This window comes from Aliidongia dinghuensis (assembly GCF_014643535.1).
GTDB lineage: Bacteria > Pseudomonadota > Alphaproteobacteria > ATCC43930 > CGMCC-115725 > Aliidongia > Aliidongia dinghuensis.
Map to the genome: position 1 here is coordinate 22593 of NZ_BMJQ01000030.1, position 18480 is coordinate 41072.

General features: G+C 64.1%; 19 protein-coding genes, 1 tRNA gene and 2 pseudogenes. 18 read left to right on the plus strand and 4 right to left on the minus strand.

Annotated features, from left to right (window positions below; all coding sequences use genetic code 11):
- Positions 1–23: 23 nt before the first annotated feature.
- The 10 genes and pseudogenes from IEY58_RS32555 to IEY58_RS32600 all read left to right on the plus strand — a co-directional run bounded on the left by IEY58_RS32555 (position 24) and on the right by IEY58_RS32600 (position 9131).
- On the plus strand, positions 24–1307 hold the full coding sequence (locus IEY58_RS32555; RefSeq protein ID WP_189052361.1) for an aromatic ring-hydroxylating oxygenase subunit alpha: 1284 nt from the start codon (positions 24–26) through the stop codon (positions 1305–1307).
- Positions 1304–1807, plus strand: coding sequence for an aromatic-ring-hydroxylating dioxygenase subunit beta (locus IEY58_RS32560; protein ID WP_229744136.1), 504 nt, complete (start codon positions 1304–1306; stop codon positions 1805–1807). Before IEY58_RS32555 ends, IEY58_RS32560 begins: the two co-directional genes overlap by 4 nt.
- 9 nt (positions 1808–1816) lie before the next feature.
- The gene (locus IEY58_RS32565) at positions 1817–2806 is read left to right on the plus strand and encodes an amidohydrolase family protein (protein WP_189052362.1); all 990 of its coding nucleotides are present in this window, start codon (positions 1817–1819) and stop codon (positions 2804–2806) included.
- A 94-nt stretch (positions 2807–2900) separates the two neighbouring features.
- Positions 2901–4082 (plus strand): lipid-transfer protein, encoded by a 1182-nt coding sequence (locus tag IEY58_RS32570; RefSeq protein ID WP_189052363.1) that lies wholly within the window; start codon positions 2901–2903, stop codon positions 4080–4082.
- 64 nt (positions 4083–4146) lie between these two features.
- Entirely contained in the window at positions 4147–5397 is a 1251-nt protein-coding gene (locus IEY58_RS32575; RefSeq protein ID WP_189052364.1) for an NAD(P)/FAD-dependent oxidoreductase, read from the plus strand.
- Positions 5398–5469: 72 nt separating this feature from the next.
- Positions 5470–6231 (plus strand): SDR family NAD(P)-dependent oxidoreductase, encoded by a 762-nt coding sequence (locus IEY58_RS32580; protein WP_189052365.1) that lies wholly within the window; start codon positions 5470–5472, stop codon positions 6229–6231.
- Positions 6232–6294: 63 nt separating this feature from the next.
- The gene (locus IEY58_RS32585; RefSeq protein ID WP_189052366.1) at positions 6295–7044 is read left to right on the plus strand and encodes an electron transfer flavoprotein subunit beta/FixA family protein; all 750 of its coding nucleotides are present in this window, start codon (positions 6295–6297) and stop codon (positions 7042–7044) included.
- A 23-nt stretch (positions 7045–7067) separates the two neighbouring features.
- Positions 7068–7997 carry an electron transfer flavoprotein subunit alpha/FixB family protein gene (locus tag IEY58_RS32590; protein WP_189052367.1) on the plus strand — a complete coding sequence of 310 codons (930 nt, stop codon included), beginning with the start codon at positions 7068–7070 and terminating at the stop codon, positions 7995–7997.
- 315 nt (positions 7998–8312) lie between these two features.
- Positions 8313–8465 (plus strand): annotated as a pseudogene (locus tag IEY58_RS32595) (DUF736 family protein); the annotation flags it as partial.
- 87 nt (positions 8466–8552) lie between these two features.
- The gene (locus tag IEY58_RS32600; protein ID WP_189052368.1) at positions 8553–9131 is read left to right on the plus strand and encodes an isocitrate lyase/phosphoenolpyruvate mutase family protein; all 579 of its coding nucleotides are present in this window, start codon (positions 8553–8555) and stop codon (positions 9129–9131) included.
- A 167-nt stretch (positions 9132–9298) separates the two neighbouring features.
- Here the strand turns inward: IEY58_RS32600 and IEY58_RS32605 are convergent.
- Positions 9299–9373, minus strand: a tRNA-Gly gene (locus tag IEY58_RS32605).
- A 188-nt stretch (positions 9374–9561) separates the two neighbouring features.
- Between IEY58_RS32605 and trxA the strand changes: the two genes are divergently transcribed.
- Genes trxA through IEY58_RS32625 form a run of 4 tightly spaced genes read left to right on the plus strand, consistent with a single transcriptional unit; the run spans position 9562 to position 11803 of the window.
- Positions 9562–10467, plus strand: coding sequence for a thioredoxin (gene trxA / locus IEY58_RS32610; protein WP_189052369.1), 906 nt, complete (start codon positions 9562–9564; stop codon positions 10465–10467).
- A 44-nt stretch (positions 10468–10511) separates the two neighbouring features.
- A complete protein-coding gene (locus tag IEY58_RS32615; RefSeq protein ID WP_189052370.1) occupies positions 10512–11183 on the plus strand; it encodes an LON peptidase substrate-binding domain-containing protein in 672 nt (223 codons plus the stop codon).
- A gap of 27 nt (positions 11184–11210) precedes the next feature.
- Positions 11211–11411: a Trm112 family protein gene (locus IEY58_RS32620; RefSeq protein WP_189052371.1), complete on the plus strand. Its 201-nt coding sequence runs from the start codon at positions 11211–11213 to the stop codon at positions 11409–11411.
- Positions 11412–11446: 35 nt separating this feature from the next.
- Positions 11447–11803 carry a gamma-butyrobetaine hydroxylase-like domain-containing protein gene (locus tag IEY58_RS32625; RefSeq protein WP_189052372.1) on the plus strand — a complete coding sequence of 119 codons (357 nt, stop codon included), beginning with the start codon at positions 11447–11449 and terminating at the stop codon, positions 11801–11803.
- A gap of 41 nt (positions 11804–11844) precedes the next feature.
- Here the strand turns inward: IEY58_RS32625 and IEY58_RS32630 are convergent, their stop codons facing one another.
- Together IEY58_RS32630 and IEY58_RS32635 are read right to left on the minus strand one after the other, a co-directional pair.
- Complete coding sequence (locus tag IEY58_RS32630) at positions 11845–12639, minus strand: substrate-binding periplasmic protein (protein WP_189052373.1); 795 nt, start codon at positions 12637–12639, stop codon at positions 11845–11847.
- Between the two features lie 205 nt (positions 12640–12844).
- Positions 12845–13771, minus strand: a complete 927-nt coding sequence (locus IEY58_RS32635) for a LysR family transcriptional regulator (protein ID WP_189052374.1) — start codon at positions 13769–13771, stop codon at positions 12845–12847.
- A 126-nt stretch (positions 13772–13897) separates the two neighbouring features.
- Here IEY58_RS32635 and IEY58_RS32640 point away from each other — a divergent pair, with 126 nt between their 5' ends.
- Positions 13898–14764: an isocitrate lyase/PEP mutase family protein gene (locus tag IEY58_RS32640; protein ID WP_189052375.1), complete on the plus strand. Its 867-nt coding sequence runs from the start codon at positions 13898–13900 to the stop codon at positions 14762–14764.
- Positions 14765–14810: 46 nt separating this feature from the next.
- Positions 14811–16169, plus strand: a complete 1359-nt coding sequence (locus IEY58_RS32645) for an MFS transporter (RefSeq protein ID WP_189052376.1) — start codon at positions 14811–14813, stop codon at positions 16167–16169.
- Positions 16170–16227: 58 nt separating this feature from the next.
- Here IEY58_RS32645 and IEY58_RS32650 read toward each other — a convergent pair whose 3' ends face one another.
- A complete protein-coding gene (locus IEY58_RS32650) occupies positions 16228–17460 on the minus strand; it encodes a UbiH/UbiF/VisC/COQ6 family ubiquinone biosynthesis hydroxylase (protein ID WP_189052377.1) in 1233 nt (410 codons plus the stop codon).
- 254 nt (positions 17461–17714) lie between these two features.
- Here IEY58_RS32650 and IEY58_RS32655 point away from each other — a divergent pair, with 254 nt between their 5' ends.
- Positions 17715–18053 (plus strand): P-II family nitrogen regulator, encoded by a 339-nt coding sequence (locus tag IEY58_RS32655; protein WP_189052378.1) that lies wholly within the window; start codon positions 17715–17717, stop codon positions 18051–18053.
- A gap of 129 nt (positions 18054–18182) precedes the next feature.
- Positions 18183–18480, plus strand: a pseudogene (locus tag IEY58_RS32660) (ammonium transporter); the annotation flags it as partial.

The following is an 18480-nucleotide window of genomic DNA, read 5'->3' on the forward strand; positions in this document are numbered from 1 at the left end:
CCCTTCGCCGAGGCGGGACTGAAATGGCAACAATGACGATACCCAAAAAGCTAGTCGTGGAAGATGCCGCGAACGGAACCTTCAAGGTTGCACGATCGGCTTTCACGTCGCAGGAGATCTTCGAGCGGGAGCGTGACCTTCTGTTCGGGAAGTGCTGGCTCTTTCTAGGACATGAGTCCGAACTGCCGAACCCCAACGATTTCCTGACGCGAACCGTGGCCGGCAAACCGCTGATCTTCAATCGCGATCGGAAGGGCGAGTTCCACGCCCTCTTCAATTCCTGCCCGCATCGCGGTGCACAGGTGGCGCGTGAAGCATGCGGCAACGCGCTCGCATTCAAGTGCTTCTATCACGGCTGGGCGTTCAACAATAACGGCAAGTACGCGACGCGTTCGCCTGAAGGCTGCTATCCTAAAGACTTCGGCGCCGATGGTCATGTCGACCTTGCGAGGGTGCCTCAGCTCGCTTCCTATGCCGGCTTCTGGTTTGTGAACTTCGACGCCGATGCGCCGTCGCTCGATACGTATCTCGGCGGCGCGAAGGCCTTTCTGGATCTGGTCAGCCAGCACTCGGGTGCGGGCATGGAGTTCACGGGCGGTGTCCAGCACTACAGCATCCGCGCGAACTGGAAGCTGCTCGTCGAGAACAGCATTGACGGCTATCACGCCTCGGAGACGCACTCGACCTATTTTCAGTATCTGATGGGATCGATCGGGAGCGTCGTCGCCAAGCAGGCCGCGGACATGGCGGATACGACGCGCGTCCATGATTTCTGCAACGGCTCGGTGGTGATCGAGGGCGTGGCCCCCTGGGGACGCCCGATCGCCCGGCCGATACCGGCCTGGGGCGAGCAGGGCAAGCGGGATTGCGAGGCGCTCATCGACGAACTTCGCGAGCGTCTCGGCGAGGAGCGCGCGCTGCAAATCGCGACCCGCGACCGCAACATGGTCGTGTTTCCCAATCTCGTCATCAACGACATCATGGCCATCACGGTCAGGACGTTTTACCCGGTCTCGCCGGACCTCATGTACGTGACCAGTTGGGCGCTGGCGCCGAAGGACGAGGACACGGTCTTTCGCAAGCGACGTCTGGACAATTTCCTCGAGTTCCTCGGCCCGGGCGGCTTCGCGACGCCCGATGACGTCGAAGCGCTGGAATCGGCGCAGCGTGGCTATGCCAACGAGGATTTCGCGGGCTGGAACGACATCTCGCGCGGCATGACCAAGGAGCGCCCCGCCGGCGATGACGAGGAACAGATGCGGTGCTTCTGGCGCGAATGGAGCCGGCGAATGGAGAATGTGAAGTGAGCGCGCTTAATCCTGCCGGCGTCCGCAGCCTTCCGGACTACCAAGAGTTCCTGTACCACGAGGCGGCGCTGCTCGACGAGTGGCGGCTGACCGAATGGCTGAACCTCTTCGCGGAGGATGCGGTGTACGAGGTGCCGACGGCAGCCTCGGCGCCTGACGTTTCCTCGGACCGCGACTTGTTCTACATCGCTGATGACCATGTGCGGCTGAAGCACCGCGTCGAGCGCCTGCTCAAGGTGGGCGCACATTCGGAATGGCCGCGCTCGACCGGGACGCGCATCGTCAGCAACGTCCGCATCGTCGGGAAGAGGGACGATGGGGTGGACGTGCGCGCGGCCTTCGTGACCTATCGTTCGAAGAACGATATCACCGATACCTATTTCGGCCATCAGCATTACCGGATCAGCGAGATCGATGGCGCGTTGCGGATCCGGGAGAAGCGGGTGTTCCTGGCCATGACCAGCCTGCGGCCGCACGGCCGCGTCAGCATCATCCTCTGATCGCCGCCGATGATTATTGACGTCCATAGTCACGTCTCGCCGCTGCACTATGCGGCGGCACCGGCGGGCCAGGAACGCTGGCCGTGCATGAAGATCGACAAGGGCGCGGCGATGCTGTTCTTCGGGTCGAATCCCTTTCGCCAGCTCGACGCCCGTTCGTGGGAATGCGAGCGGCGGCTGGAGGATATGGACCGTGACGGCATTGCGATGCAGGTACTTTCGCCGATGCCGGAGCTTCTCTCCTATTGGCTGCCCGTAGAGCAGGCGACGATCATCGCGGATGGTGTCAATCATCACATCGCGGGGATGGTGGCCGCGCGGCCGGATCGGTTTCGTGGTCTCGGTGCCGTTCCCCTCCAGGACGTCGGTCACGCTTGCGACTATCTCCTAAGGGTTAAGAACGAATTCGGCCTATCCGGGATCGAGATCGGCAGCAACGTCAATGGTCGCTTGCTGGGGGATCGGTCCTTCGAGCCGCTCTGGGAAGTTGCGGCGGCGCTGTCGCTCAGCGTTTTCGTCCACGCCTTCCATCCAATTGCCGGCGCGCCTGAGGGCGGAGGCAGCTTTTTCGCTCCGCTTGCCGGCTTTGCCCTGGACGTGGGGATGTCGGCTGCATCGCTTCTGCTGCAGGGGATCGCCGATCGGCATCCGGGCTTGCGCCTGGCGTTTTCACACGGCGGCGGCGCGCTGACCGGCATGCTCGGTCGGCTCGACAAGGGTTGGGTTCAGACCAGCGGCTTCGGCGGCGTCGCCGTCAGAAAACCGAGCGATCAGGTGCGGGACTTCTTCTTCGACTCGAACGTCTACGATCCGAACCTCTTGCGCTTCCTTGCCGAAGATCAGTTTCCGGACAGGGTCTTCGTCGGCACCGATTACCCCTATGTGATCATGCAGGAACAGCCGGCGCGCTATTTGGCGGATGCCGCACTCAATACGTCGGCGCACGAGAGCGTGGCGCATGGCTGCGCGTGCCGCTTCCTCGGGGGCGCGACGCCGTAAAGCCTGGGACGATGAACGCCCGCGCAGCGGTCGGTTCCGCACCGCGGTGCCCTCTCCACCACGGAGACCAATTTTTCGGGATGAGGAGTTTGAAATGCAGAAGGTAATCGTGGCGGGCGTCGGGATGATTCCGTTCAGCAAGCCGGGTGCCAGCGAGTCCTACCCCGAGATGGCTGTGAAGGCCTCCCGGATGGCGTTGGAAGATGCCGGCATCGACTATGGCGCCGTCGCGCAGGCCTATGTCGGTTACGTCTATGGTGACTCGACGTCGGGGCAGCGCGCCGTCTACGGCCTAGGTATGACGGGTATCCCGATCATCAACATCAACAACAACTGCTCGACTGGATCGAGCGCCCTCTATCTCGCCCGTCAGGCGATCGAGAGCGGTGCGGCCGATTGCGTGCTCGCACTCGGCTTTGAACAGATGCGCCCCGGTGCGATCGGATCAATCTTCCAAGATCGGCCGAGCCCGTTCGAGCCATTCGACGAACTGACCGACGAATTGGTCAATAAGCCCGAGCTGCCGCTGGCGCTCCGCTATTTCGGCGGAGCCGGGCTGGAGCACATGAAGCGATACGGCACGAAGCTGAGCACCTTTGCGGCGATCCGTGCCAAGGCAAGTGTCCACGCCGCGAAGAATCCGCTCGCGCTGTTCCGTCGCGAAGTGACCGTTGATGATGTCATGAACGATCAAGTGCTGTGGCCAGGGGTCATGACGCGGCTGATGGCTTGTCCGCCGACCTGCGGCGCGGCGGCGGCCATTCTCGTCTCCGAGCGGTTCGCCAAGACGCATGGGCTGCGGACCGACGTCGCGATCCGCGCGCAGAGCATGACGACCGACTACCCCTCGACCTTCGCCGATGGCGACATGATGAAGCTGGTGGGCATCGACATGACGCGCGCCGCTGCCCAGGAGGTCTACCAAGCTGCCGGCGTCGGACCCGAGGATCTCGACGTCGTGGAGCTACACGATTGCTTCGCGCACAACGAGCTCATCACCTATGAGGGGCTGGGCCTTTGTGGCGAGGGCGAGGCGGAACGCTTCGTGCTGGACGGGAATAATACCTATGGCGGTACCGTGGTGACCAATCCCTCCGGGGGCCTGCTGTCGAAGGGACATCCACTCGGGGCGACCGGCTTGGCCCAGTGTTTCGAGTTGACCAAGCAACTGCGCGGCGACGCGGGCGACCGCCAGGTCGGCGCTGCGCGTCTTGCGCTCCAACACAATCTGGGACTCGGCGGCGCGTGCGTCGTCACGCTCTACGAAAGAGCTTGAGCGAGCCGGGCGGCGCGGGGTTGCGAACGTGCGCGCCGCCCTTCAGGGCAGAGGATTTTGACAGGTGTCGTTAGAACACTTCGATGTCGTCGTAGTGGGGGCAGGGCATGCCGGCGCCCAGGCCGCGATCGCGCTGCGTCAGGCGGCTTATACCGGCTCGATCCTGATCATCGGCGCCGAACGCGAACTCCCCTACGAGCGCCCGCCCTTATCGAAGGAGTATCTGTCGGGCGAGAAGTCGTTCGACCGTATCCTGATTCGGCCCGAGGCATTCTGGCGTGATCGCAATGTGTCGATGGCGCTCGGCACCCGCGTAGTGTCGGTGGACGCCGCTGCCTATCGGGTGAGCACGGACGACGAACGGCGCTTCGGCTATGGAACCCTGATCTGGGCCGCCGGGGGGACGCCGCGCAGACTCACTTGCACCGGTCATGATCTGTCCGGCGTACATACTGTCCGCACGCGCGATGATGCCGATCGGCTGATGCGCGAGATGATGTCGGCCGAACAGGCAGTGGTGATCGGCGGTGGCTATATCGGCCTGGAGGCTGCGGCAGTCCTTGCCAAAGCCGGCAAGCGGGTCGTCCTTCTGGAGGCGCAGGATCGGGTGCTGTCGCGCGTCGCGGGCGAGGCGCTGTCGCGCTTCTACGAAGCGGAGCATCGCGCGCATGGCGTCGATGTGCGGCTCGGCGCTACCGTTGACTGCCTCCTCGGAAGCGGCGGACAGGTCGCCGGCGTAAGCCTCGTCGGCGGGGAGCAGATCCTGGCGGATCTCGTGATTGTCGGCATCGGCATCGTTCCTGAGGTGGCGCCGCTGCTGGCGGCCGGCGCCACCGGCGGCAACGGGGTCGCGGTCGACGCCGAATGCCGCACCAGCTTGCCCGACGTATTCGCGGTCGGCGATTGCGCACTTCACGCCAACGCCTTTGCGGGCGGCGCGGAGATCCGTCTGGAATCGGTGCAGAACGCCAACGACCAGGCGAACGTTGTCGCGCGGCTCATTGCCGGGCAGCCGGCCCATTATCATGCGGTGCCGTGGTTTTGGTCGAACCAGTACGATCTCAAGCTGCAGACGGTGGGATTGTCGATCGGCCATGATCAGGCCGTACTGCGGGGCGATACGGCAGCGCGGTCTTTCTCGATTGTCTACCTGCAGTCCGGTCGTGTGATCGCGCTCGACTGCGTCAATGCGGTCCGGGATTACCTTCAGGGGCGCAATCTCATCCAAAGCGGGGCGCGGATCGATCCGGCCGCACTGGCGGACACCACGGTCCCGCTCAAGGACCTGCCCACTCCCGCCACGGCCACCGCCTGAGCGGTCGCGTATCCGGCGCTTCGGCCGGGTCGCCCCGTATCTTTTCTGGATTCCTTTCCGAGGAGAATAGCTGTGAACATTGCCGGTGTATCCGCGATCGTAACAGGGGGTGCGTCCGGGCTGGGCCGCGCGACGGCTGCCCTATTGATCCAACAGGGTGCTCGCGTTTCGATCTTCGACGTGAACGACCAACTCGGGCAGAAGACCGCGACGGAACTGGGCGGCCGATATATGCGTGTCGACGTCAAGAGCGAGGCCAGCGTCCGGTCCGGACTCGATGCTGCCGAAAGCGCATATGGCGTGGCCCGTATCCTGGTGAACTGCGCGGGCATCGCGCCTGGGGTGAAGACGGTCGGAAAAGAGAACGTCCCTCATCCACTCGCCCTGTTCGAAGAGGCGGTCGCAATCAACCTGACCGGCACCTTCAACATGATCGCCCAATTTGCGGCGCGTGTTGCGTTGCTGGAGGAGGTGGAGGGCGAACGCGGTGTGATCGTCAATACGGCGTCGGTGGCGGCCTACGATGGCCAGATCGGGCAAGCCGCCTATGCGGCATCCAAAGGCGGCGTGGTTGGCTTGACCCTGCCGGTCGCCCGCGACCTCGCGCAATACAAGGTGCGCGTGATGGCAATCGCACCTGGACTGTTCCTCACGCCGATGCTTGAGGCGCTCCCACAGCCGGTAAAGGATTCGCTCAGCGTGAAAGTGCCGCATCCGAGTCGGCTGGGTAAGCCCGAGGAATACGCGCAATTGGTGGAAAGCATCATTCGCAATCCGATGCTGAACGGAGAGTGTATTCGTCTGGACGGGGCTATTCGGATGCCGCCTCGCTAAGTTGATATTCCAATTCTCGAAGAATGATTGCTTTTTCTTTCCTGCAGCGGTGGAAAATTGCCGATGAAGATCTTGGTTCCTGTCAAGCGCGTTCTCGACTACAACGCGAAGCCGCGCGTCAAGACCGATGGTTCGGGCGTGGATCTTTCTAACGTAAAGATGAGCATGAATCCATTTGACGAGATCGCGGTTGAGGAAGCGGTCAGGCTGAAGGAGAAAGGCCTCGTCACAGAGGTCGTTGCGGTTTCGATCGGTGACACGAAAGCGCAGGAAACACTGCGCACGGCGCTCGCAATGGGAGCCGATCGCGCGATCCTCGTTACTGCCGAGGAAAAGGTGGAGCCGTTGGGTGTCGCCAAACTTCTCGCCAAGATCATCGAGGAAGAGGCGCCGGCGCTCGTGATCCTGGGGAAGCAGGCAATCGACGAGGACAATAATCAGACCGGACAGATGCTCGCCGGTCTGCTCGGTTGGGGGCAGGCAACGTTCGCGTCGAAGGTTGAACTGTCCGCAGACGTGGTGCGTGTGACGCGCGAGATCGACGGCGGTCTGGAGACGAACAGCTACAGACTACCGGCGATCATTACCACCGATCTCCGTCTCAACGAACCGCGCTATGCGTCGCTGCCGAACATCATGAAGGCCAAGTCGAAGCCGCTCGTGCAGAAGGCGGCGGCGGACCTTGGCGTAGACGTGGCTCCGCGCCTTACAACGCTGAAGGTCTTCGAGCCGGCAAAGCGTGCGGCCGGCGTCAAAGTCGCCAATGTCGATGAACTGGTCAGCAAACTCAGGTCCATCGGTATTGCCAAGTAAGGTATCGATAGAAAGGGAAGTGCATGAAGACGCTCGTCTGGGTCGAACACGACGGCCAGGCCATCAAGGACGCCACGCTCTCTGCGGTTGCTGCCGCGTCGAAGCTAGGTTCGGTAGATCTGCTCGTGGTTGGCCAAAGCGTCCGCGGCGTCGCCGATGCGGCAGCCCGCATTGCGAATGCCGAGAAGGTCAAACTGGCGGAAGCGGAAGCCTATGCGCACCAGCTGGCTGAGAATGTCGCGCCGCTCGTCCAGCAGCTTATGGTCGAATACGACGCCTTCATCGCGGCGGCGACGACCACGGGCAAGGCCCTGGCACCCCGCGCCGCCGCCTTGCTCGACGTGATGCAGGTCTCTGACATCCTATCGGTCGAGGGCGAGGACACTTTCACCCGGCCGATCTATGCCGGGAATGTGATCGCGATGGTGAAGTCCTCGGATGCCAAGAAGGTGATTACCGTCCGGAGCACCGCTTTTGACAAAGTCGCCGCCACGGGTGGCCGCGGTATGGTGGAGGTCGTTTCGGTCACCGGCGATGCGGGGCTCTCCACGTTCGAAGGGCAAGAGGTTGCGGAGTCCAGCCGCCCGGAACTGACCAGCGCCAAGATTGTGGTGTCGGGGGGCCGTGGGCTCGGCTCGGCGGAAAGGTTTGCCGAAGTGATCGAGCCGTTGGCCGATAAGCTCGGTGCGGCCATCGGAGCGAGCCGTGCAGCGGTCGATGCAGGCTATGTTCAAAACGATCATCAAGTCGGGCAGACCGGTAAGATCGTCGCGCCGGAAGCCTATTTCGCGATCGGCATTTCGGGCGCGATTCAGCATCTGGCAGGCATGAAGGACAGCAAGACGATCATCACGATCAACAAGGACGAAGACGCTCCGATTTTTCAGGTCGCGGATATCGGACTGGTCGGCGACCTGTTCGCGATAGTACCGGAGCTGACCGGCAAGCTGTGAATCCCGCTGCTGGGTGGACCGAAGGCTCGCCCCCCTGAGATCCACCCAGTTGATTGAACTGTTGCCGTCCCCCAGGCGGACATCTTCGCCAGCAGGTAAGATAGGGCAGCAACTGTGGATTGTCCTAAGAGCGCCTTCGTCTAAGGCCCGAGAAGCTACCGAGCCAGGGGGTGCATCTTGTCCGGCCATGACGCAGCGCCGAGGAGGTTGTGACATCTGGCCGACCGTCGTCACGGTGAATCGCGTAGGGCCGTTCCCGGTCAGATGCGGGTCAATTTGTCTGGAAGCAGCGCCGCCTGATCGAAGCGCTCCAACCAGGGCCGCAGCTATCTGGGCCTCAAACTCGATGATCCAAGCTTTACCGCCCCGATCTTCACCGACCTTTTCGACGACACGTTCGAATCGTGTCGGGTGCGCCATCTCCCCTCTAGATTGCGATCGCTCCAGGCGGTATCGCCTGGAGCGTGAATCGCGCGGCAAATCAAATGGTTGGAGAGTCTTTCCGATTCAGAGAGTCTTTCCGATTCAGTATGAATCGGAAAGACTCTAAAGCCGGTGAGTGCCGACTATGAATCGGGATTTGCTCACGAATTGGAGGAGTTGGCCGCCAACGTCTGGCTCGCTATCGGCACCGGCGTTGCGGGCCTATCGATCGAAGACATCCGAGCGGACGGCCAGTCTGGGTTCTATGACACCGCTACGACCGTCGAGCGTATTCGGACGGCCCGCACGGCAATCGAGCGTTCCGGCGAGGACGTTATCCTGGTCGCACGCACGGAAATCCTGCTGAGCAATCCGACGCGCGTTGCCGAAGCGATCGACAAGCTGGTGGCCTTCGCGGATGCCGGCGCGGACTGCCTTTATGCACCCGGTGTGGCGGAGAAGGAGGACATCGCTGCTATGGTCCGGGCCGTTGCCCCGAAACCCGTGAACCTGTTGATCCGGAATCCCGGCCTATCGCAGGCCGAAATCGCCGATCTTGGCGTCCGCCGGATCAGCGGCGGCGGCGGTCTGGCGCGCGCAGCCTGGAGCGCCGCTATGCGCATGGCCGAGGCGATGAAGGCGGGATCGTTCGAAGGGCTCGCGTCCGGCACCTCTAACAAGCAGTTGAAGGAGATCTTCAGCCGCGATTGACGCTAGCAAGAACCAATTGAGGAAGCCGATTTATCAGAGATCAGCAAGGCGAAACGTCTCGTCATCACAGCCGCACTCGGTGTTGACCAGGTGTTGACCAAGCCTGAAAAGCGAAAGGCCGCCTCGCGGCGGCCTTCTCATAACGCTCTGATTTCCCTAAGGAAATTTGGAGCGGGCGAAGGGATTCGAACCCTCGACCCCAACCTTGGCAAGGTTGTGCTCTACCCCTGAGCTACGCCCGCATCCGAGAGGACGGCGACACCGCCGTCCGAGGTGGGCCGGATAATACGAATGGCTCGCGGGCTTGCAAGCGCAATTTTGCGAGGCTGTCCTCCCGGCGTCCGCGCGGCTGCCATGCGGACGATGCTTGTCCTTCGTCGCCGCAACCGCCATTTATGGGCCTTGTTCAGGGAAACAAGGGCCAGAGACCGTGGAACAGATCATCGGCAGCGCGCCCGTCGCCGCCAACCTCATCAAGGAAACCACGACCGAAGCCTTCATGACCGACGTCATCGACGCGTCGATGGAAGTGCCGGTCATCGTCGATTTCTGGGCCCCCTGGTGCGGCCCATGCAAGCAGCTGACCCCGATCATCGAGAAGGCGGTCAAGGCGGCGAACGGCGCCGTCAAGCTGGTCAAGCTCAACATCGACGATCATCCCGAGATCCCGACCCAGATGCGGGTGCAGTCGATCCCGGCCGTCTATGCCTTCAAGAACGGCCGGCCGGTCGACGGCTTCGTGGGCGCGCAGCCGGAAAGCCAGGTCAAGGCCTTCATCCAGCGCCTCGCCGGCAAGACCGGCCCGTCGCCGATCGACGAGGCGATCGACATGGCGAAGCAGGCGCTCAATGATGGCGACGCCGCGACCGCGCAGAACCTGTTCACCCAGGTGCTGAGGCATCAGCCGGATAACGTGCCGGCGATCGCGGGCCTGGCGCGCGTGGCGCTTGGCCAGGATGCCATCGAGGATGCCAAGGAGATCCTGGCCCAGCTGCCGCCCGACGGCGCCAAGCACGCCGACGTGATTTCGGTCAAGGCGGCGATCGAGCTCGCCGAGGGCGCCGCCGCGGCGCTTGGGGCAACGGCCGAGTTCGAGGCGCGGCTCGCACGCGATCCGGCCGACCACGACGCCCGGCTCGAGCTCGCGAATGCGCTGTTCGCCGCCGGCGACCAGGCGCCCGCGATCGATCACCTGCTGCAGATCGTGCGCGCCGACCGCGAATGGAACGACCAGGCGGCACGCAAGCAGCTCCTGAAACTGTTCGAGGCGCTGGGCCCGACCCATCCGCTGACCGTGCAGGCGCGCAAACGCCTGTCGTCTATCCTGTTCAGCTGAGCCGGCCTGTTCAGCCAAGCCGGACAGCCTACATCTAAGGGACCATGACGGAACGCGGTTTCGACACCAGACCCGAGGACCTGCCGGCCAGCCTGCCGATCTTCCCGCTGTCGGGAGTTCTGCTGCTGCCGCGCGGGCGCCTGCCCTTGAACGTGTTCGAGCCGCGCTATCTCGCCATGACCGAAGACGCGATATCCTCCGACCGGCTGATCGGCATGATCCAGCCGTCGGTCGAGCGGCCGACCGGCGCCGAGCCGCCGATCTACCGCACCGGCTGCGTCGGCCGCATCACGAGCTTCGCCGAGGAAGATCATCGCTACTTGATCACGCTGACCGGCGTCTGCCGCTTCGATGTGATCGAGGATCACTTGACGCCGCGCGGCTACCGCCGGGTGACGCCGGACTGGCAGCCCTATCGCGACGATTTCCACGAGGCGCCCGACGGAAGGATCGACCGCACGCGGCTCGTCGCCGGCCTCAAGGGCTTCTTCAAGCAGCAGGGCATCCGGGCCGACTGGAGCGCCATCACCGACACGCCGGACGAGCGGCTCGTCACTTCGCTCGCCATGATCTGCCCGTTCGGGCCGGCCGAAAAGCAGACCCTGCTCGAGGCCAGGGACCCGGCCGAGCGCGCCCGGCTGTTGACCGGCCTCATCGAGATGGCGATCCTCGACCCGTCGGCCGAGCAGGCGGGCGACCGCCCGCGCGCCAACTGACCCGCCCCCTTATCTGAGAGACGTGCGATGGCCGAAACTTATCCGCAAATCGATCCGAAGCTGCTCGAGATCCTGGTGTGCCCGCTCAGCAAGTCGCCGCTGCGCTACGACCGCGATGCCCAAGAATTGATCAGCGACCAGGCGGGTCTGGCCTATCCGATCCGCGACGGCATCCCGATCATGCTGGTCGACGAGGCGCGGCGGATCGAGAAGGCGCCCGCGCCGTGAGGCCGGACGCCATAAAGCCATGACCCCATAGCGCCATGACCAGGGACATCTGGCCGACCGAACTCGTGCTGAAGCGCGCCGAGCGCCGGCTCGAGATCGCGTTCGACGACGGCACGCGTCTTAGCCTGCCGGCCGAGTATCTGCGCGTCGAGAGCCCGTCGGCCGAGGTGCAGGGCCATGGGCCCGACCAGAAGGTGACGGTCGCCGGCAAGCATGCCGTCGGCATCACGGGGCTCGAGCCGGTCGGCAATTACGCCGTGCGCATCCTGTTCGACGACGGCCACGACACCGGCATCTTCACCTGGCGGTACCTGAGCGAGCTCGGCGCCGAGTATGAGACGCGCTGGGCCGCCTATCTGGCGGCCCTCAAGGCTCAAGGCCTCGAACGGTAACCAGGCTCGAGCGCCAGGCTGAGAGCCCGATATCGCGACGTCTATTCGGTATATTTCTCGCGGACCATAGCCTGAAAGGCGGCCTGATCGTTGACCCAACCGATTGCGTCCCAGAATTTTTCAGCGTCCGTCTGGCGTGCCGCATAGAACGTCTTGGAGAACATCAGGTAATAGGGCGTAGTCCGGATCGCGGGCTCCAGTTTCACAATCGACCGGAACATTTCGGGATAGGCCCGGATCAAGCCATCGACGTGGGCCTGCAATTCGGCATACGCGTCGATTTCGCCGCCTTCGAGCTTATGCAGGTTGCGCAAATGGTTCGGGTCGGTCTCGACGCTGAACCCCAATTTTTCCAGGAGCGGCACCACCGCATAGCCGGTCGTGGCGCCGATCGGCGCATGGAGGCCGGCGAGCGTCTTGCCATCCCAGGTGACGCCGGAATTCTTGCGCACATAGAACCAGTAGGACATGTCGGTCAGCTTGCGCGCCACGTCCGGCCGGCCATCCTTCATGGGATAGACACCGTAGGACAGCCGCTCCTCGGTATAGCTCGACATGAAGATGCCATCGGCGTCGCCGGCTTTGACCAGTTCCAGCCCACGCGCCCAGGGCACGCGCGTCAGCGTGATCGCGACGCCGCAATGCTCGGCCGCAGCGCGCACCAGCTCAACGATGAAGCCGGGCTTGTGCGGGTCGATGTCGGTGCCGACGCCATAGGTGAAGGGCGGGTTCTCGTTGGTATCGTAGACGATGGCGATCGGCTTAGGCTCAGCCCCTGCCGGCGTGGCGAAGCCGACCGACACGATCGCGGTCAGCAGGAGGAGTAAGCGTCCCAAAACATTCTCGATCCCCCAAAACATTCTCGATCCAACGACACGACCCGATCCGCCGAGCATATAGCCGGTTGTGGCCCAACGCGGTAACTTTATCGGGTAAAGCTTTTATGACCCTGCGCGTGGCCATTCGGCGAGAACATCGCAGGCCGATGCAGGTCGGAGTTGTCGATCCAGGAGCCCAGGCGGCGCGTGTCTGTCGGCATCGTCATGCGTCGAGGTCGGCCCGATGCTTTGCCGGCGACCGCCGCCGCTGCTCGTATGCCTGCATCACCTCGACCGCGACGGCGATGAAGTGCTCGACCGCCGCCGATTTCCCTTCGACCCGCGAGGCCAGCCCCAGCGCGGCCCGAGGTGCGTCGCCTGTCAGCCGAAGATAGGCAATATCGTTTGTTCTAAGGTGCCTCAGAGACTCCGGCACGATCGAAATGCCCAATCCGGCTGCGACGAGGTTCAGGGTGGAGGTCAGCTGGGGTGCCACTTGGCCCAGGCGAGGATGAAACCCGGATCGTTCGCAGGCGGCGATTACGGCATCGGTCAACCCTGGCCGGATGCGGCGATGATAGAACACGAAGGTCTCTTCGGAGAGATCGCGGAGTTCGCCTACCGTGCGGGACGCCAGGCGGTGCCCTTTTGGGACCGCAACGACCATTTCCTCCTGCAGCAATGGCCGGTAGGCCACGATCTCGTCACCCTCGAACGGCGGCCGGATGAACGCCGCATCGACCGTACCCTCCCGGATCATGGCGACGAGATTGGTCGAGCTTTTCTCCTCCAAGGTGACGTGGAGGCCGGGATAGCGCTGGCGAAATTCGAGCAAGGTCCGGGTCACCGCCGGGTGAAAGCAGCCGGACTCCGTAAAGCCGATGCAGACGTGGCCCGCCAGGCCCCGTCCGACCTGCTGGGTCACGGTGACCGCTTCGTCGATCCGCGAAAGGATGAAACGCACCCGCTCAACGAAGACGGTGCCAGCGTCCGTCAGCACGACGCGGCGCGGCGTGCGGTCTACAAGCCGGACGCCGATCTCATGTTCCAGCGCCTGGATCTGCTGTGAGAACGGCGGCTGCGCGATGCCGACCCGTTCGGCGGCGCGGGTAAAGCTGAGCTCCTCGGCGAGGGCGAGGAAGTAACGCAAATGCCTGAGCTCCATATCTATATCTGTAGCATATGGATAGGTCGATATCTAGATATTTGACTGGTAGTGCCAAAAGGCCAACATGAGCGGAAAGGCAAATCGGACGGTCGACGAATAGAGGTTGGAATGCCCCAAGCCATGTCGTTCAAGCAGAAGCTGCAGCAGCGGCGCGCCATCATTGTGCCGGGTGCCGCCAATCCATTGGCGGCGCGGGTGATCGCCGATCTCGGTTTCGAGGCGATCTATGTGACCGGCGCGGGCGTGACAAATATGTCGCTCGGGCTGCCCGACCTGTCCTTCATCGATCTGAGCCAGATCGTTCAGCACACGATGGCGATCCGCAATGTGACCGACCTGCCGCTTGTGGTCGATGCCGATACCGGCTTCGGCAACGCCGTCAATGTTGCGCACACGGTGCGGATGCTCGAACGGGCCGGCGCCAGCGCAATCCAGATCGAAGATCAGGTGATGCCGAAGCGCTGTGGCCATTTCACGGGCAAGGAAGTGGTGCCGCCGAAGGAAATGGCGGCCAAGGTCCGCGCTGCGGTGGATGCGCGCCGATCGGATGAGCTGCTGATCATCGCCCGCACGGACGCGCGGGCCGTCGAAGGTTTCCAGGCCGCGCTCGATCGGGCGGCGCTCTACGTCGAATCCGGCGCCGACGTGATTTTCATCGAGGCGCCCGAGAGCGCGGAGGAGATGCGCCGCATCCCCGCCTCTCTGCCTGTGCCGCAACTGGTCAACCTGGTCGTCGGCGGCCGCACGCCGATTCTTGGCCAGGCAGACCTGGCGGAAATGGGGTTCGCGATCGCGCTCTACGCCAATGTGGCGCTGCAAGGCGCCATCCTGGGCATGCAGACCGCCCTGGGCGTGCTCGCCCGCGACGGCCGCATGGACGAGGACGGCGCGCTCGTGGCGAGTTTCGCGGAGCGCCAGCGTCTCGTCGAGAAGGGCCGGTACGACGAGCTCGAGCGCCGTTATGCCGTGACCTGAACCAACGAAGCGCCGCCAAAGAATAGTGCTACAAGGGGAGAGAACGATGACCAGTGCATCGCACGATGCGCCGATCGACGCCGCACGTCCGCAACAGGGCGCGCTCGTCCGGGGCAGGCTCGGCTCCATCGTCGGCGGTTGCGTCGGGAATCTGATCGAGTGGTACGACTTCCTGGTGTACTCGATCTTTTCCGTCTATTTCGCGAGCTCGTTCTTTCCCCAGGGCGACCAGACGGCCCAGTTGCTCAATGCCTCTGCTGTCGCCGCCGTCGGCTATGTCGCGCGCCCGCTTGGCAGCTGGCTCATGGGCCGCTACGCCGATCGCAACGGTCGCCGGGCGGCGCTCGCACTGTCTGTGTCCCTCATGTGCGGCGGCTCCCTCTTGATTGCCATGACGCCGACTTACGCAACGATCGGGGTTGCGGCACCGGTTCTGCTCGTCGCGGCTCGTCTGCTCCAGGGATTGAGCATGGGCGGCGAATATGGCACGAGCGCCACCTATCTCAGCGAGATGGCGCCAAGACATCGCCGCGGCTTCTTCATAGGCTTCCTGCAGGTCAGCGTCGTCTGCGGCCAGCTGGTGGCCCTGGCGCTGCTCCTGTTCCTGCAGCACGTCATCCTCCGTCCCGGCCAGATGGAGGCCTGGGGCTGGCGGATCCCGTTCGTAATCGGCGGTGCGCTCTCTCTGTTTGCGCTCTATCTGCGCCGCGGCATTGCGGAGACCGAGGCATTCGAGGGGTCCAGGAGCAAGGAGGCGACCCGCGGCTCCTTCAGGAGCCTCCTCGCCCATCGACGGGCGATCCTGCTGGCGACCGGCATCACGGTGGGCGGAACGATCTCGTTCTACACCTACACGGTCTATATGCAGAAATTCATGGTCAATACGGTCGGCATGTCGAGGGAGGCCGCGTCGCTCACTGCCGCAGGAGCTCTCCTGTGCTATCTGCCGCTCCAACCCTTGTTCGGCTTCGTGTCGGATCTCATCGGCCGCCGGCCGGTGTTGCTTTTCTTCGGGGCCGCCGGTGCGGCGCTGACGGTCCCGCTGCTCACCGCCATGAGCCACGCCGCCAGCGTGCAGCAGGCATTCGCTTTGAACTTTGCCGGCCTCATCATTCTCAGCGGCTTCACCTCCATCCATATGCTGGTCAAGTCCGAACTCTTTCCGGCCGAGGTGCGGGCGCTCGGCGTCGGGTTGCCCTACGCGATCGTCACTGCGGTCCTCGGCGGGACAACCGAATGGTTCGCGCTCCAGGTCAAGGCCATCGGGCATGAGGATTGGTTCTACTGGTACGTTGCCGGGGCCGCCCTGATCTCGCTCATCGTCTACCTGGTTATGCCGGAGACGCGCTGGTCGTCGCGGCTTGAAGATGCGTCGGGGCAACCCCGCGAGCCGCATCAGCCGTGATCCGGGCCGCGACCGGCGTCAGCTCTGCAGCCGGCGCCGATCAGGTTTTGAGCCCGGCCTAAAGCCGCTCGCCCTTGACGAGGCGCGGCAGGTCGCCCAGCACGCCCATGGCGTGGCGCATGAACAGCTTTTTGAGCGGCGGCGCCTTGTCGACCAAGGCCAGGCCGACGTCGCGCACGAGCTTCACCGGCGCCACCCGGTTCGAGAACAGCCGGTTGAGCCCGTCTGTCACCGCCGCGAGCGTCACCGTGTCGACCCGCCGCCAGCGCTGATAGCGCTCCAATACGGTCGCAGCGCCCGGATCGAGGCCGAGCCGGCAGGCGTCGACCACCAGCTCCGCCAAGGCCGCCGCGTCGCGGATGCCGAGATTGAGCCCCTGGCCGGCGATCGGATGGATGACATGGGCGGCCTCGCCCAGGAGTGCCAGCCGCTCGCCCACCATGCGCTCGGCATAGAGGACGCCCAGCGGATAGCTCCAGCGCGGACCGGCCGGCGCCACGGCGCCGAGATAGGGCCCGAAGCGGTCGGCAAGCTCGGCGGTAAAGCCGGCCTCGTCGAGCGCCATCATGGCAGGCGCCACGGTCGCACGCTCGGTCCAGACGATGGACGAGCGATGCCGGCCCTCGGCATCGTCGGTCATCGGCAGGATGGCGAACGGGCCGGCCGGCAGGAAATGCTCGACCGCGACGCCGCTGTGCGGCACCTCGTGGATGACCGTCCCGGTGATCGCGTGCTGGGGGTAGTGCCAGCCGAGCGGCTTGATGCCGGCCTGCTCGCGCAGCCGGGAGTTCTTGCCGTCCGCCGCGACCGCAAGCCGCGCCTTGATCGCGCGGCCGTCGGTCAGATATGCCACCACGCCCGCCCGCGTCGCCTCGACCCGGTCGACCGCCGCCGGCGTCAGGTGCACGAGATCGGGCAGGTCGGCAAGGCGCTGGAACAGCGCGCGGCGCAGCGCCCGATTCTCGACGATGAAGCCCAGCGGCTCGTCACCCAGGTCGCGGTGGTCGTAATGCAGGAACAGCGACGAGCCCTGATCGGCGACCCGGATGTCGAGGATCGGCTCTGCCTCGCCGGCGACGAGATCCCAGACGCCGATGCCGGCCAGGACTTGGCTCGAGCCATAGGCGATCGCCGAAGTGCGGCCGTCGAACGGCTCCTCGAGCATGACCGACGGCCGTTCCCGATCGACCACGATGATGCGAAGACCGGCCGACGCGGCGGCAATCGCGAACGGCAGGCCGCTCAAGCCGCCGCCCACGACCACGATATCGGCAGTGAGTTGCGTATCCATGGGATCGCACCTTGGCTCAAGGCCCCGGAGCTTGTCCAGGGCGAGACGCGATCGGTGTGCCGCGCGAACATCCCACAATCTGCCTATTTTTTGAGCAGAGATCGGCCGCCTGCTTGCGCAGCCATGGCGCATGGCGCGATGGGGGTCCGCCGGCACGGACGGCGGCATGGATCTTGAAGCGAGTTCCCGCAACGCCACACGCATCGCCGGTCCGGCCAGGCCTCGCCGACCGCGCGGAAGGGAGCTTTAGCGCCATGAAATTCATCATCGCCGTGATCAAGCCGTTCAAGCTCGACGAGGTGCGCGAGGCGTTGATGAGCCTGGGCATCCAGGGTCTGACGGTCAGCGAAGTGAAGGGCTTCGGCCGGCAGAAAGGCCAGACCGAGATCTATCGCGGCGCCGAATATTCCGTGAGCTTCCTGCCCAAGCTCAAGATCGAACTGGCCGTGCCCGACGACCTGGCCGAGCGCGCGGTCGAGACGATTCAACGCACCGCCAATACCGGCCGCATCGGCGACGGCAAGATCTTCGTGCTCGACATCGCCCATGCCGTGCGCATCCGCACCGGCGAAAGCGGCGCCAGCGCGCTGTGACGAGGGTGCCGGAAGGCACTTTTGGCGGTTGGCACGAATCTTGTTGATAGCGGTCCCGAGATCGGCCGACGGCCCACCTCGGACGGGGTCGTCGGAACAATGGAAAAGCGGGATAGAGGAGCACGCAGCATGAGTCGATTTGGCGGAATCGGTAGCCGGGCCGGACTTTCCGGACTGGCACTTTCCGGGCTGGCGGTACTGGCGGCGCTTACCGCCCTTTCGGGCCAGGCGCTGGCGGAAGACGCGGCGCCGAAGCTCGATTCGGGCGACACGGCGTGGATGCTGACGTCGACGGCGCTGGTGCTGATGATGACGGTGCCAGGCCTGGCGCTGTTCTACGGCGGCATGGTGCGCAAGATGAACGTGCTGGCGACCGTGATGCAGAGCTTCGCCATCACCTGCCTGGTGACGGTCTTGTGGATGATCG